The 12747-nt window shown below is 33.8% G+C and carries 15 protein-coding genes and 1 pseudogene; 5 read left to right on the forward strand and 11 right to left on the reverse strand.

Features of this window, described 5'->3' with window-relative positions:
* Positions 1–177: 177 nt before the first annotated feature.
* The 7 genes and pseudogenes from H9632_RS07750 to H9632_RS07780 form a co-directional block, all read right to left on the reverse strand.
* A complete protein-coding gene (locus H9632_RS07750) occupies positions 178–1281 on the reverse strand; it encodes a DUF4179 domain-containing protein (RefSeq protein WP_191703550.1) in 1104 nt (367 codons plus the stop codon).
* Complete coding sequence (locus tag H9632_RS07755) at positions 1278–1832, reverse strand: sigma-70 family RNA polymerase sigma factor (protein ID WP_191703551.1); 555 nt, start codon at positions 1830–1832, stop codon at positions 1278–1280. The genes H9632_RS07750 and H9632_RS07755 overlap by 4 nt, the downstream gene beginning before the upstream one ends.
* A gap of 366 nt (positions 1833–2198) precedes the next feature.
* A complete protein-coding gene (locus H9632_RS07760; RefSeq protein ID WP_191703552.1) occupies positions 2199–2714 on the reverse strand; it encodes a DUF6985 domain-containing protein in 516 nt (171 codons plus the stop codon).
* 40 nt (positions 2715–2754) lie between these two features.
* Positions 2755–2862: pseudogene (locus H9632_RS07765) on the reverse strand (DNA mismatch repair protein MutT); the annotation flags it as partial.
* Between the two features lie 96 nt (positions 2863–2958).
* On the reverse strand, positions 2959–3528 hold the full coding sequence (locus H9632_RS07770) for a GNAT family N-acetyltransferase (RefSeq protein ID WP_191703553.1): 570 nt from the start codon (positions 3526–3528) through the stop codon (positions 2959–2961).
* 565 nt (positions 3529–4093) lie between these two features.
* A complete protein-coding gene (locus tag H9632_RS07775) occupies positions 4094–4288 on the reverse strand; it encodes a hypothetical protein (RefSeq protein ID WP_191703554.1) in 195 nt (64 codons plus the stop codon).
* A 124-nt stretch (positions 4289–4412) separates the two neighbouring features.
* Positions 4413–5117, reverse strand: coding sequence for a YoaK family protein (locus H9632_RS07780; RefSeq protein WP_191703555.1), 705 nt, complete (start codon positions 5115–5117; stop codon positions 4413–4415).
* 236 nt (positions 5118–5353) lie between these two features.
* On the opposite strand from H9632_RS07780, the gene H9632_RS07785 reads away from it, so the two are divergent.
* The 4 genes from H9632_RS07785 (at position 5354) to H9632_RS07800 (ending at position 9199) form a co-directional block, all read left to right on the forward strand.
* On the forward strand, positions 5354–6385 hold the full coding sequence (locus tag H9632_RS07785) for an FtsX-like permease family protein (protein WP_191703556.1): 1032 nt from the start codon (positions 5354–5356) through the stop codon (positions 6383–6385).
* Between the two features lies 1 nt (position 6386).
* Positions 6387–7064: an ABC transporter ATP-binding protein gene (locus H9632_RS07790; protein ID WP_191703557.1), complete on the forward strand. Its 678-nt coding sequence runs from the start codon at positions 6387–6389 to the stop codon at positions 7062–7064.
* Positions 7065–7148: 84 nt separating this feature from the next.
* Positions 7149–7826, forward strand: a complete 678-nt coding sequence (locus H9632_RS07795; protein WP_191703558.1) for a response regulator transcription factor — start codon at positions 7149–7151, stop codon at positions 7824–7826.
* On the forward strand, positions 7823–9199 hold the full coding sequence (locus H9632_RS07800) for a HAMP domain-containing sensor histidine kinase (RefSeq protein WP_191703559.1): 1377 nt from the start codon (positions 7823–7825) through the stop codon (positions 9197–9199). The genes H9632_RS07795 and H9632_RS07800 overlap by 4 nt, the downstream gene beginning before the upstream one ends.
* Before the next feature lie 179 nt (positions 9200–9378).
* On the opposite strand, the gene H9632_RS07805 is transcribed toward H9632_RS07800, so the two are convergent.
* Positions 9379–10416, reverse strand: a complete 1038-nt coding sequence (locus H9632_RS07805) for an LCP family protein (RefSeq protein WP_191703560.1) — start codon at positions 10414–10416, stop codon at positions 9379–9381.
* On the reverse strand, positions 10406–10933 hold the full coding sequence (locus tag H9632_RS07810; protein WP_191703561.1) for a sigma-70 family RNA polymerase sigma factor: 528 nt from the start codon (positions 10931–10933) through the stop codon (positions 10406–10408). Before H9632_RS07810 ends, H9632_RS07805 begins: the two co-directional genes overlap by 11 nt.
* A 257-nt stretch (positions 10934–11190) precedes the next feature.
* On the opposite strand from H9632_RS07810, the gene H9632_RS07815 reads away from it, so the two are divergent.
* Positions 11191–11634: a hypothetical protein gene (locus tag H9632_RS07815; protein ID WP_191703562.1), complete on the forward strand. Its 444-nt coding sequence runs from the start codon at positions 11191–11193 to the stop codon at positions 11632–11634.
* Between the two features lie 206 nt (positions 11635–11840).
* Here H9632_RS07815 and H9632_RS07820 read toward each other — a convergent pair whose 3' ends face one another.
* Together H9632_RS07820 and H9632_RS07825 are read right to left on the reverse strand one after the other, a co-directional pair.
* Entirely contained in the window at positions 11841–12068 is a 228-nt protein-coding gene (locus tag H9632_RS07820) for a phosphoglycerate mutase (RefSeq protein WP_191703563.1), read from the reverse strand.
* A gap of 73 nt (positions 12069–12141) precedes the next feature.
* The gene (locus H9632_RS07825; protein ID WP_191703564.1) at positions 12142–12594 is read right to left on the reverse strand and encodes a GNAT family N-acetyltransferase; all 453 of its coding nucleotides are present in this window, start codon (positions 12592–12594) and stop codon (positions 12142–12144) included.
* Positions 12595–12747: the final 153 nt, after the last annotated feature.

Genomic DNA, 12747 nt, shown 5'->3' on the forward strand with positions numbered 1-12747 from the left:
AATCCTCCAAATTATTAATCAATAATCTTTAGTTGTTTCGATTCACTTACGAATAATTCCTTCTTTTATTCCACTTATTCGACCAATCATGAAAACGAGCGCGAGTCCTTGTTACAGAATCGCACCCGCATATTGGATAAGAATTATCATTCTGGAACCTTTAATTTCAGGCAAAAGCTACTTATTTAGGGGAAATACAATTGGGTCAATTTCGTATGGTGCCATTACAGGTACCAATGGTCTATTTCCATCGCTGTCTGATTTACCAACTGTTAAAACATGAACTGTTGGTGTAATAGTGATGGACTTTGCTCTATTATCAAAATCACCTAGAGTTAATCTAGGAAAGCTTACATTACCGAGAAAATCAGTACTATGACCAGTATCTCGATAGTGAATGAAGTTTTGTTTATTTCCTAAATCATCTGTTACATTATATTCAATAAGTACACCTCGGAATTCATCATCTTCCTTCGAAACCAGACGTTCGTCTACCAATTCCGATAAATAAAATGTACTCGAGATAGGCGTTTCAGTCTTTTTTATAAGTGTTATTGCTACCCCAGTGTCTTCAGTGTTGTAACCGGTTCCGATTAAATTTTCCGTTTCGCTTTCTAAAGCCTGTAAAGCGAATTGATAAGACCATTCTCCAGAATTTTGTTGTTTCCCATTATTCAAATTTCTAACTGAGTTCCCTTCCCATGAAACATTTATTTTACTAGGCTTAGGACCTTTGATTAATTCATTTACATAAAGAACGGCATACTCATTCTCACCAATTTTTTTAGTTAAATAGTTTTCAGAGTATCCATTATGTTCATACGCTCCATTAAATTCTTCTACTATGAAATCTCCTTCTAAAATTGGTCTTTCTCCTAGATCCTTTTCACTTTCAATTGTATATGCTATTGCAACATTTTCACCGTCATAAACTGCATCTGTTAAGGTAATATTTATACCATTACTTTCTTTTGAAATACCGATATCAGTCGAATAATTGCTATACTCTCCAAAAACATAACGATCATCTTCATTAAACAATTCAAAAACACTACCGATAATTGGCAACTTGGCAGCATAGGTTGGAAATGCAATACTTAAAGTGAAACTAGAAGCTAACAAAAGGGATGCAGCAACGGCTATATTTCTGAATAAGTTATTTTTCTTTTTGCCTTTCAGAACATTTTTTTTAATTCTAGCCTTTTCCAATTCGTCTACATCCATAGGTTCAATGTCCATTTCGATTTTTAAATCGTTTAATTTACGATAAAATTTTTTCAAGAGAAAACGCCTCCTAAACGTAATTGTTGAAGTCTTTTTTTACCACGATATAAGCGATTATCAACTGCTGCCTTTGTTAAGCCTAGTTGATGAGCAATTTCTTCATTTTTCATATTTAAAAAATATTTCATAATGAAAATGTCATGATCTATCTGATCCAATTTTTCCATGAGTATTAATAATTCATCCATCATGTACTTAGAGAAAAATTCATCCTCTGCCGATTTCACTTCGGAGCCATTCACGGTTAATTCGACAACCTTTGGTGAATTTACCGATCTCCTTTGTATATCAATCGCTTTAAATTTGGCAATCGTACAAATCCACTTACTGAAGTCCTCTTGGTTTCCTTGAAACTGCTTTGCATTTTCAAATGCTCCTAGAAACGTATCGCTTATACATTCCTCAATAAGCTGCGAGTCCTGGAAGGATATTAACGCATTATATATAATTGCTTTCACAATCCCAATATATTGGTCAATTACAAATACAAGTGCATCTTCTCTTCCCTTCTTAAAATACTTGATAAAGTTCTCACTCGTAATCTTCATACAATTAACTCCTTTGTCTTTGTAAGGGCCCTACACTTAATACATCGTATAAACCTAAAATAATTCTCATTATTCTAATTTTTTTATTTATGGAAACGCTAAAACATAAAAGATGAGAGATATCGAGCATAATATGAGCCTTTAATAAAAAAACACTTTCCTTATTTCAAGGAAAGCGCATGATTGTTGTTGAGTGATGTTCGAAAATGATTAACTAAATCAATCGTCATATGGATGCATTTTATTTAGTCAGCAAGTCTTATTGAAAACGTTTTTTTGAATACAATATTGTGGAAAAGCATTTCACCGACATCGAATGTAAATCTTTAAGATGATAGACTTCGTATTATACTCATAATCTGCAAATTAAACTGTAATATTTTCATCTGTGACGTAAATCACCTTTTCATTCGCCAAAGCAACACTTAAGATACGATAATCATCATTAACCCAATTCGCTTCAAACAATAGTACTACGTATCTTTCTTCTTCAATACCATCTAGTTCTTCTTTCATTACTTTATGATAGAGGTTTGAATCCGTAACTCCCCCATGAAGTTCTGTTTGAAGAGCAATTTCAAAAAGTTCGGTACTTTCTATGATATCATTAGTATTTTCGAAATATTTAAAACTCGCTGTATAGTCAGTGTCATCATGACATTCATTCTGATATTCAATGATAGAATGTATTATATCTGGGGTTATTCTATCTAAATTTTCTATAAAAGATTGATATGCTCGACAATGTTCCTCGTTGATTTCATCATCAAAAGTTATTTTCACTTTTTTTTCTAATCCTGAAAACTTTATAAGTCTAATTGCTTCGTATTCCTCAAATTCATTTAACTCTAACTCTCCGAATATAGGGTGCAATAAATCCATAAATAAGCTTCCTCCTTAAAACTAATAGATGTTTCTAAAATTCTATTCCACCACCGGGAAAAACATAATAAACAGAGCTATCTCTAATTCTTTTAATTAACCCAACTTTATCATTTTCTATTATTACTACTGAACCTCTATCCCGCATATCCGTAACCTCTTTTCATTCAATTCTAAAAAAATCCCTATCCTTAAATGAAAACAAGCGATGTTGCTCTCTATGTAATTACATAACTACTAATGTTTAATTTGGGGACGTTATTTTATTTTCATGATTAAATTTCTGTGCTGCCCATTCTTCTCGCAAGATGCCCATTTTAATCGAATCATAGTAATTTCCTTCATAATAACGAACTTTACGAATGCGCGCTTCTAATTGCATCCCTAATTTTTCACCTACGCGGATCATCCGTTCATTTCCTGACCATGTAGTAAAGCCAACGCGAACTAAAGGCATTGTGTTAAATAAATGATCAATCCATAGTTTTAAAGTACGGGTTCCCAGCCCCTTCCCCCAGTTTCCACCTTCGTAAAAAAGAATACCCATCTCTAGCCATTTTGATGGTTCATGTTCCCAGTAATATGACACCGTTCCGCACAACACATCATCAACTTCTACTACCCACACATTCGATTGATCTATCCAATCTCTACCGATGGGTAAAAATTTATCAAAAGATTGTGTTTCATGGGGATAATAAGGAGCATTCCATTTTTTCCACTCTGGCTTTTCTTCTTTGTATTCCAATTCCCAAATACGAGGTAAATCCATTTCTTCTATCGGTCGAATGATTAAGTTTTGATCTTTATACAAGTTAAATTTCCTCTTTTCTTATAAATTTGTTCTTACACTTATGAATTGAAGAGAAATCCCGCTACATTCCACATTATACCATTTATTATCTTTTCTTGGTCCAACACCATAAGTTGGGGAAGACAAATTTGAAAAATAAGATTTTCTTATGAAGTCCGCTCTGCTTTGATATAAAGTGAATTTCTGCAAAAATGAAGATATAAAATATATTAGTTCCGCTCTCTGCCTCCTCGAGATAGCGCAAGCGGCATAATAGAATGTTTTACTGTTAAAGTAATTATAGATTTTAACGTAGTGTATTACTTTGAGTTGGAGTGGTTGGGGAGGGCGATTGAATTACGTAATGAGATAAATAGAGGAATGAATTTCCGTTATTTTTAAAATAACATAAAATACAGTAAAAATAAGGGAAGGGATTTCCGTTATTGACCTAAAAAACATGAAAATTTATGATTTTATTTACAATAGCGGTAAAATGTTCCCTTATTTATCTTAAAATGAGCTACATCAATCAAATAACGGTAAAATCTCCCCTTATTTTATGTTGTCCTAAGCATCTTTTTGATCAAACGCCATCTAAAACAGTTAACAGCGCAATTGTTATACAGGACATCATTATTGTAAATGCTCCCGTCATTAAGTAGACATTTACCTGAAAATCCTTATCGTTACGGGATTTATCGATTATTAGGGCCAAGTTTAAGCAAAAAATAATCGCTAAAACTGGTGTACCATATACAGCCATAAAAATAAAAAACATTGTGACCTCCAAATTGCTATGTAATATTTTACAATTGTAGCATAATGGTTTTAATACTAAAACCAGTGTAATCACTTCTTAACGCTAAAAAACGCTCACCTGTTGATCAAGTGAGCGCTGTAAATTACGGGCTTTCTTTTACCTCAATTGGTTCATCTGTGCCTTCCTGTTCTCTCGTTTTATGATAAAGGATTGTTATAACGAGGATAATTCCCGAGGCAATCCATATTGCTTTGTATTCCAATGTCGTACTGAAGTAGGTTCCAATTAAGGCTCCACCGATAAAAGAAAGGATGATGGCTGAAAAACTTATAAATTTTTTCATGGCTTCTTTATTCTGATTGGCAAACGCCTCATAGGAAGCTGAAGATGCTGTTCGTAAATTCCCTGTCGTAATGGTTGAGTTATAGCTCCATTTCCCCAGTTTGTTAAATGTTGCAATCTGTAACGAAGACACAAATGCCACGCTTATTGTAATGATCATATTAGGAACACTTCCTGGTAACCAACCGACGATAAATAAAATCACACATTCTAAAGCCAAAACGAATCGTCTGTGCATATCCAGTCGATCTTTCATATGCTCGGCAACTAAAACGCCCGCTATAAAAGCCACGAATGGTGGGATATTTTGAAGTGCTCCGTTATATTCCGGACTCGCAGCCCGCACCGCAAACAAGACTGTATTTCCGGTCTGTGCTGTCGCAAATACCCCGTCTCTGGTGATATACGTATAAGCATCCAAATATCCCCCGACTAGAGCCAGTATCATACCCATAACTAAAGAATTAGGTGCTAATGAGTACCACCTTTTCGTTTTATCCTTCATTTACTTTATCTCCTCACACAAAATGCTCTAATAATATTGGGCAGGCTTGAAGAACATTATTATTTAATTGGCATTATTCCACATGCAGCTGCTAATTATTCGAAATAGAGTTATTAACTAAATCAAATAATTCTTAAGTGCAAACTATGCTGACGACAGTATTTAATACCCCGTTCATCGTGTGTTCATAATTAGTCTATATACTAACGCTATCAACAATATTAGGAGGCAATTTTATGAACTTAGCATGGAAAGAGATGAAGAAAAATAAAAGTAAATTTTTCATTTTTGGACTAATTGTCCTTTTAATTAGCTTACTGACATTTATGATAGCAGGGTTAGCAAACGGATTATCTCAAGATAATGCAGCACTAATTAAAGAGCTACCAGATGGACAGTTTTATATGACAACCGAGGCAGAAGATAACTACGCCCTATCAAGAATATCAAGTACACAGCAAAAGGAGCTTCTTCTAAAGTATCCAGATGCTACGGCCCTTTCTATTCAAATGGGTATGTTCCACAATGCTGAAGGTAATCAGCAGAGTGTGGCCTTTGTAACAACAACCGAATCCGATATCTTCCCTAAGGTCGCTGCAGGTGAAATGATTGTAGATATTTCTTTAAAAGAAGAAGGGTTTAAAATTGGTGATATTTTAACGAGTAATCAATTTAGCGGTCAGTGGGAAATTGTTGGTTTCTCCGATCAAACCAAATTTAATCACGCAGCTGTAGCCTTTATTCATCAAGAGGATTTCACAGAAATGTACCGAACAACTGATCTTCAACTACTGTATTTAGCAGATGAAGAGGTAAAAACAATTGATGGCTTAACTATGTATTCGAACAAAGATTTTTTAAATACGATTCCTAGTTATTCTGCTGAACAGCTTTCGCTTAACATGATTATTTGGTTTTTAGTTGTGATTAGTGGCATGCTATTTGCAATTTTCTTTTATATGATGAACGTGCAAAAAATAGGTTTATATGGAATTTTGAAAGCAATTGGAGTAAAAACAAGCACATTATTTATCATGATGTGGACGCAAATGCTCCTAATTTCAGCAATTGCTTTAAGCATTTCCCTTTTGTTAAGCCAACTATTTCAAAACTTTGCTCCACAAGGTATGCCCTTCCATTTAACACTGAATACGACCTTATTATTTGCTGCAATATTTTTAGTCATTGGCTTTTTCGGAGCAACATTATCAGGGCTTCAAATTAAAAAAGTTCAACCTTTACAAGCAATACAGCAAGGAGAGATATAATATGAGTTTTTTTACTATACAACAATTAGAAAAATCATTCACTGTCGGAGAAACAAATGAAATGATTTTAAAAGGCATTGACCTGCCCCTTCATAAAGGTGAAATCACAGCACTTGTCGGAGCTTCTGGGTCAGGGAAAAGTACTTTATTAACAATTGCCGCTGGGTTACAATCTGCGTCAAATGGACATATTTATTTTAATGAGCAAGACCTAACAAGCCTTTCCCAGGAACAGCTTCGCCAAATGCGGGCCGAGCAATTTGGCTTCGTTTTTCAGTTTGCACACTTAGTACCGTTTCTTACAGCAGAAGAGCAGTTATTATTAATGTTGGATGTTGCAAATAAGAAAAAAAATAAAAAGGATGTCGCTCGTGTACTAGAACTTGTAGGAATGACACATCGAAAAACTGCGTATCCTTCTTCACTTTCTGGTGGTGAAAAACAAAGAATAGCAATTGCTCGTGCCATCATTCATGAACCAAAAATATTATTTGCAGATGAACCGACAGCTAGTCTTGATTCAAAACGTTCCAGTGAAGTTATGATGCTTCTTCAAAGTTTAACAAAAACATTAAACTTAACAACCTTACTTGTAACACATGATGAAGAAATGCTTCGTTATGTTGATAAAACTGTACACATGAGAGATGGTAAAATTCTGGATGAACAGCTTTCATAAAATAGATTTCAAAAATACTGTAACTTATTTAAAATAGCGCAGCTTATGCTGGGCTATTTTAAATAGAGGTTAGGAGTTTAGACGATGACTACCATTTTAGTTGTTGATGATGATCCGCATGTACGCGACGTCATTACAATTTACTTTTCCAAGATAGGCTATCAAGTCCTGAATGCAAAGAATGGTATGGAGGCACTTCAGCGGTTGAAGACGCATACGATTACAATTGCAATTGTTGATGTGATGATGCCCTATTTAGACGGCTATGAGCTTACTAAAGCTATTCGTAATTACTATAATCTTCCTGTCATTTTATTAACAGCCAAGGGACAACTTGAGGATAAGGAAAAGGGGTATGTAGCTGGAACGGATGATTATGTCGTAAAGCCTGTTGATCCAAAAGAATTACAGTTTCGTGTAGAAGCGCTCCTTCGTCGTTACGAAGCAACTACACCTTCAGCTACTTACCATTTAGGTCCACTTACAATTTTATATAAAAGCTATGAAGTCATTATAAATGAACGGACATTATTGCTACCTTTAAAGGAATTTGAGCTATTGGCCTTTTTAGTCAAACATGCTACACAAGTGCTAACACGCGAACAAATAATTGAGGAAGTATGGGGTATTGATTATAGTGGTGATGAACGGACGGTTGATGTACATATTAAGCGATTACGTGCACGACTCTTAAAATTAACACCGCGAATTCAAATTAAAACCGTTCGTGGTATTGGCTACTCCATAGAGGAAATTCAATGAAATCATTATATGCAAAATTTGTCATAACAACGGTTGTCATTATGGTATTCAGCAGCATAGTGGCCTTCTTTTTTTCCAACCTGTATTATCAACAGTCCTTAAAGCCTCAAAATGATGAGAAGACAACACTACTTGCTGTTGAATTGGCAAATTATATTGAAACTCATCCAGAACTTGAGTTACACGAGTATTTACAGCACTCGGCATCACTCGGTTACCATATTATGGTTTTTAACCGTGAATTGCAATCTACTACATTTCAGGATCCATTTCGTGACACATCTATTGAAGATGCAACAATTCAGCAGGTTCTAGATGGTACTATTTATCATGGGATTTTACAATTTCCCCATCAAACATTTGTGACTGGTTTTTTTGCAAATGAATTAAAAAACTCAATAGGTGTTCCGCTTCAGTATCAAAGTGAGACTTACGCATTATTTGTAAGAACGAATATAAAGTTGTTATTTAATGAAATGCACTTTTTATTTGCCACAATATTATTATTAATGATTATCCTTAGCATATTACTTGTTTTATTATGTACGAAGTTAATTGTTAAACCTATTACAAAGTTAACCGAAGCTACCACTTGTATTGCAAAGGGAAAATACGATATTAAGCTAGATATTAAAAGACTTGATGAACTCGGACGATTATCACAAAGCTTTATGCAAATGTCAAAACAGCTTTCACAAGTTGAAGAGAAGCGTAAAGAATTCATCGCAAATATTTCGCATGATTTCCAATCACCTCTCTCAAATATTAAAGGCTATGTCACATTAATTGAAAAAGAGCATCCAATAAATCAAAAATATATTAATACAATCCATCATGAAATTACTCGACTGTCGACTATGACGAATCAACTTTTACAGCTCACAACGCTCGATCAGCAAGACCTGCCTTTAAAACCTAAATTATTTTCAGTAAGTAAACAAATCAAACAGCTGCTCCAGCATTATGAATGGCAAATTCAACAAAAAAATTTAATGCTTAGCTATTCTCTACCTGAAGTACAAATCTATGCAGATGCAGAATTGTTAAATGCGGTGTGGGATAATTTACTATCAAATGCGATAAAATATACAAATGAGTTTGGGTCCATTGATATTGAGCTTATTGAACAGCCAGAAACTGTTACTATTACATTTGAAGATAACGGCATTGGGATTAGTGAACACGACCAACAGCAAATTTTTGAACGCTTTTATCGGGCTGATTCATCGCGTACACGTACGATTGAAGGTATAGGATTAGGGTTATCAATAGTAAAGAGTGTATTAACACTGCATAATGGAACCATACATTTTACAAGTAAACCAGGAGTTGGGACAACCGTTACAGTGACAGTGACAAAAACCATCGAGTGAACACCGATGCTTTAAGATATTTTCACATTGTAAGTATTTATGAATCAGCCTCTTCCTAATCGTTGAGATTAAGAAGAGGCTGATTCCTTTATATAGAAAATTATCCAATCTCCTTAATGACTTAGAATTGCTAAAAAGGATAAGCCTATTACTTATGCTTATCCTCATACAATCCTTATTCAGTTAAATGTAGTTAACTCTTGTTTAACAGCTTGCAAAAAGTCTTCCTCAAATCTATAAATGTGTTTACCTACTGTCTTCCCTAATGGTATGACGTCCGAAAACATTCCTTCATTTAAAGGCAACGATTTTATAGAATTAATCTCTCTAGGATAATCTACTAAATGATCCAGGGGTGTATTGGTTTCTATTTGAGAAAACAACTCTTTTAATTTTGCTTTTGGAATTTCGTTTTCTGCCTTATTCATTACAGCGTTTATTAGATTTATTAAGTTTTCATGATCCAGGTATACCCCATCTGTCGCAGCCATCATTAATGATAACACCTGCTCCCCGTTAAAATAATGTGTACCCTTTTCGAAATCAAAAGCCGCCTGTGTTACTCCTCTTAATCGAATATCTTTTTGTATTTCATACTCAATCCCATTCATCGATTCAATTAACTCTGAAACGGTTTTTAAATCAAGCACTGCATAATAATCAATTGGTATATCAAAAAACTTTGAAGCCGTCTTTTTTACATTTTCAGCATCGCCAAAAGAATAGGCAAACAATAATTTATCATAATAAAATGTTCCATCCTCATTCTCCGATATCGGGGCATAAGTATCATTAGGAAGCGAGACAACTTTTATCAACTTTTTATCTTTACTATAAGTAAGTAAAAGATTAAGGTATATTCGATTATCCATAACTTCGGACTTTACCGTAATCAACGAGGTAGAAAACTCGGCTTCCAAGGCGTTTGATTCGCTTGCAACACCTTTGTTCGATTCTTGACTCAAATTGCTACTATTAGATCTTTCAATAAAATCCCCGGAAAGCATTGATGGAAAAAACAGAATCATACATAAACCGACTACCAATAAAGATACTGTTATGGGAACGAATTTTTTTGAAAAAACATTCTTTTGAGTATGAGAATTCTCGTCCTGTTTACGGATTTCTTCAAATACTGCATTACGTTCTTCCTTCGTAAATGTCAGGTGTTGATGAGACGAATTATGAATTTTTTCTCGTAATCGTTTATCTTCCATGAAGTTCTGCCTCCTTTAACATTGATTCTAATCGATGCTTCGCTCTTCTTAACCTGGTCTTTACGGTATTAACCGGAATATCTAATACATTGGCAATTTCCTCTGTCGATAAAGAATCATAATAATAAAGATAAACTACTTCCCGATACACCTTTGGAAGAGAATAAATCGTATCTTTTATTTCTTCATTATTGTATTTGTCGATTACCTTTTTTTCAGTTGATGGTAATATAGACTTCGCAGTTTCATTGATAAAGCTTTTTACCTGCACCATTTTATAATTCCAGCTTTTTAAATAATCCTTACATTCGTTAATCGTAATTCGATAGAGCCATGTTTTGATATGAGCATCGTACCGAAACGAATCAATGTTTTTATAGCATTTGATAAACGTATTTTGTACAAGATCCTTCGCAGTTTCTACATCCTTTACATAAGAAAATGCCAGCCGAACCAGCTCATTGCCATATTCAATCATTATTTTTTCTAATAGAAAATCCTTTTCCTCCCTGTCCAATTGACTCCCCCTCCCTTTACAACCTTCTTCAAATTCTGCTATTAGACGATTACCAATTTATATTAGGTTCAATTTCCCAAAAAATCTTTATAGTTATTTTAATATATATTTCCCACAAAAAAATCATCTCTCCTCTAAGAAAAGTTATAGAGGGAAGATGATTTAAACCTGTTATGAAAGGTCGATTTGTCAAATATATCGTTATTTTCATCGCTACACTGGGATTATATGTTAAAATTAATAAAAGGGGTGTCTGAATGAGCAACGTTTCTAACTATTTTAAAAAAATAATTTGGGTTATAGGATTAATAATATTAGTAAAATTAAGTTTCGATTTCAAAATTCATCTGCAACAAACGGCACAAATGGAGTTCAATATTGTACCTGTTCTTTGGTATGATGTAATGATTTCACTATTGTTGGGCTGGTATATTTCTATACTGCTAGTACAAAAGTGGTCAGTAAACGTTAATCATGCTTTATTATGGTGTGTAGCGGTTCCTTGTTTAATAATTTTATTAATCTATCCAACGGTTGTAACGCTGGCAGTAAATAAACTTATACCGGAAAGCTTTTCTTACAGCTTTATTACAGCTTGGTTCTTTAAAGTAGCGATGCCTTCCCCAAACGTAGTTGGCATTGTTGCAGGAATGACATTGGCAATAAGCATTTTCAGTAATGATTCCAAAGTGGCCAAATAGCGGTTTCAGTTTTATAGTTTACTTTTTCTTTGAGATTTAATAAACGTTTTAAATATTTCAATTCCTATATATAACGAAATGAAAAAAATGTTAGAGCAAATAATTTTGAGACAGTGTGTTCCCTCATTAAAAACTGTGAAAATGACAGGTACATAGCTAAGGATAAAAGAACAAATTCTAATAATTTCTTGAAATAATGCATGTGCTTAACGTTTCGTAATATGATTAGGTTCATAGTCGATATTCTTTTTAATTTTGTTAAGATCCTTTTCTATTTTAGAAATAAGCATATGTATCTCTTCATTTTCTGAAGCGGTAAAAGTTTCACCTCTTCGTATATTTAAAATCACCGTTTGATTGACCAGTCTCAAACAAGATTTAATAAAGGCCAAATCCATTTTGATTGCTTCTTTACTTGTATCAATCCCATCCATTTATACCACTCCCTTCCATAAATTATATAACATTATATAGTAGGAGTGTAAAATGTATGTCACAATAACAAATTTAAAAATCTATGGATAAACGAATCATATCTCTGCATTGTATACCGTTCTCAAAAATTTCTTCCTCGTAATGCTTAATAAAAAAATCAAAATCAATAGCGATAATTCGAAAACCACATTTCTGATATAAAGCTAATTGACTTAAACTTGAATTTCCTGTCCCGATTTCGATTGTTTTATATCCTTTACTCTTTGCAACACGTATTGCATCAGTGACCAATAATTTCCCCATACCTTTACCTTGATGTTCTTCAGCCACTGCTACATTTACTAATTCAACGGTTTTAGGTCTTGTTGGTAATAATACATATACTCCAACAACTTGTTTTTCGATTTCGGCTATATAACATTCGCCTCTCGTAACATATTCTTTAACTATACTTTCTGAAGGATCCGCCAATAACAGTAACTCCATTGGAATTATATCTTGTTTCTCCAGTTTTCTTATAATCAATGTCGATTCCCCCTTTTTCAACCATTATTCCATTTTCCGATTCCTACGTGAACATATTATTTATATTCCTCAATTTTATTGCGAAAAAATCTAATATAAAACTGTTTTAAACCTTTAGATTTGGTTAAGTTTATGTGGTAAGTTTAGAATTCT

This window comes from Solibacillus merdavium, assembly GCF_014836935.1.
GTDB classification, from domain to species: Bacteria; Bacillota; Bacilli; order Bacillales_A; family Planococcaceae; genus Solibacillus; species Solibacillus ferritrahens.

Excerpts from the sequence above, each read along its gene's own strand:
- H9632_RS07815 (WP_191703562.1), top strand. The coding sequence starts at position 11,191 with ATGAGCAACGTTTCTAACTATTTTAAAAAAATAATTTGGGTTATAGGA.
- H9632_RS07760 (WP_191703552.1), bottom strand. The coding sequence starts at position 2,714 with ATGGATTTATTGCACCCTATATTCGGAGAGTTAGAGTTAAATGAATTT.
- H9632_RS07775 (WP_191703554.1), bottom strand. The coding sequence starts at position 4,288 with ATGTTTTTTATTTTTATGGCTGTATATGGTACACCAGTTTTAGCGATT.
- H9632_RS07790 (WP_191703557.1), top strand. The coding sequence starts at position 6,387 with ATGAGTTTTTTTACTATACAACAATTAGAAAAATCATTCACTGTCGGA.
- H9632_RS07780 (WP_191703555.1), bottom strand. The coding sequence starts at position 5,117 with ATGAAGGATAAAACGAAAAGGTGGTACTCATTAGCACCTAATTCTTTA.
- H9632_RS07805 (WP_191703560.1), bottom strand. The coding sequence starts at position 10,416 with ATGGAAGATAAACGATTACGAGAAAAAATTCATAATTCGTCTCATCAA.
- H9632_RS07820 (WP_191703563.1), bottom strand. The coding sequence starts at position 12,068 with ATGGATGGGATTGATACAAGTAAAGAAGCAATCAAAATGGATTTGGCC.
- H9632_RS07800 (WP_191703559.1), top strand. The coding sequence starts at position 7,823 with ATGAAATCATTATATGCAAAATTTGTCATAACAACGGTTGTCATTATG.
- H9632_RS07755 (WP_191703551.1), bottom strand. The coding sequence starts at position 1,832 with ATGAAGATTACGAGTGAGAACTTTATCAAGTATTTTAAGAAGGGAAGA.
- H9632_RS07785 (WP_191703556.1), top strand. The coding sequence starts at position 5,354 with ATGAACTTAGCATGGAAAGAGATGAAGAAAAATAAAAGTAAATTTTTC.
- H9632_RS07795 (WP_191703558.1), top strand. The coding sequence starts at position 7,149 with ATGACTACCATTTTAGTTGTTGATGATGATCCGCATGTACGCGACGTC.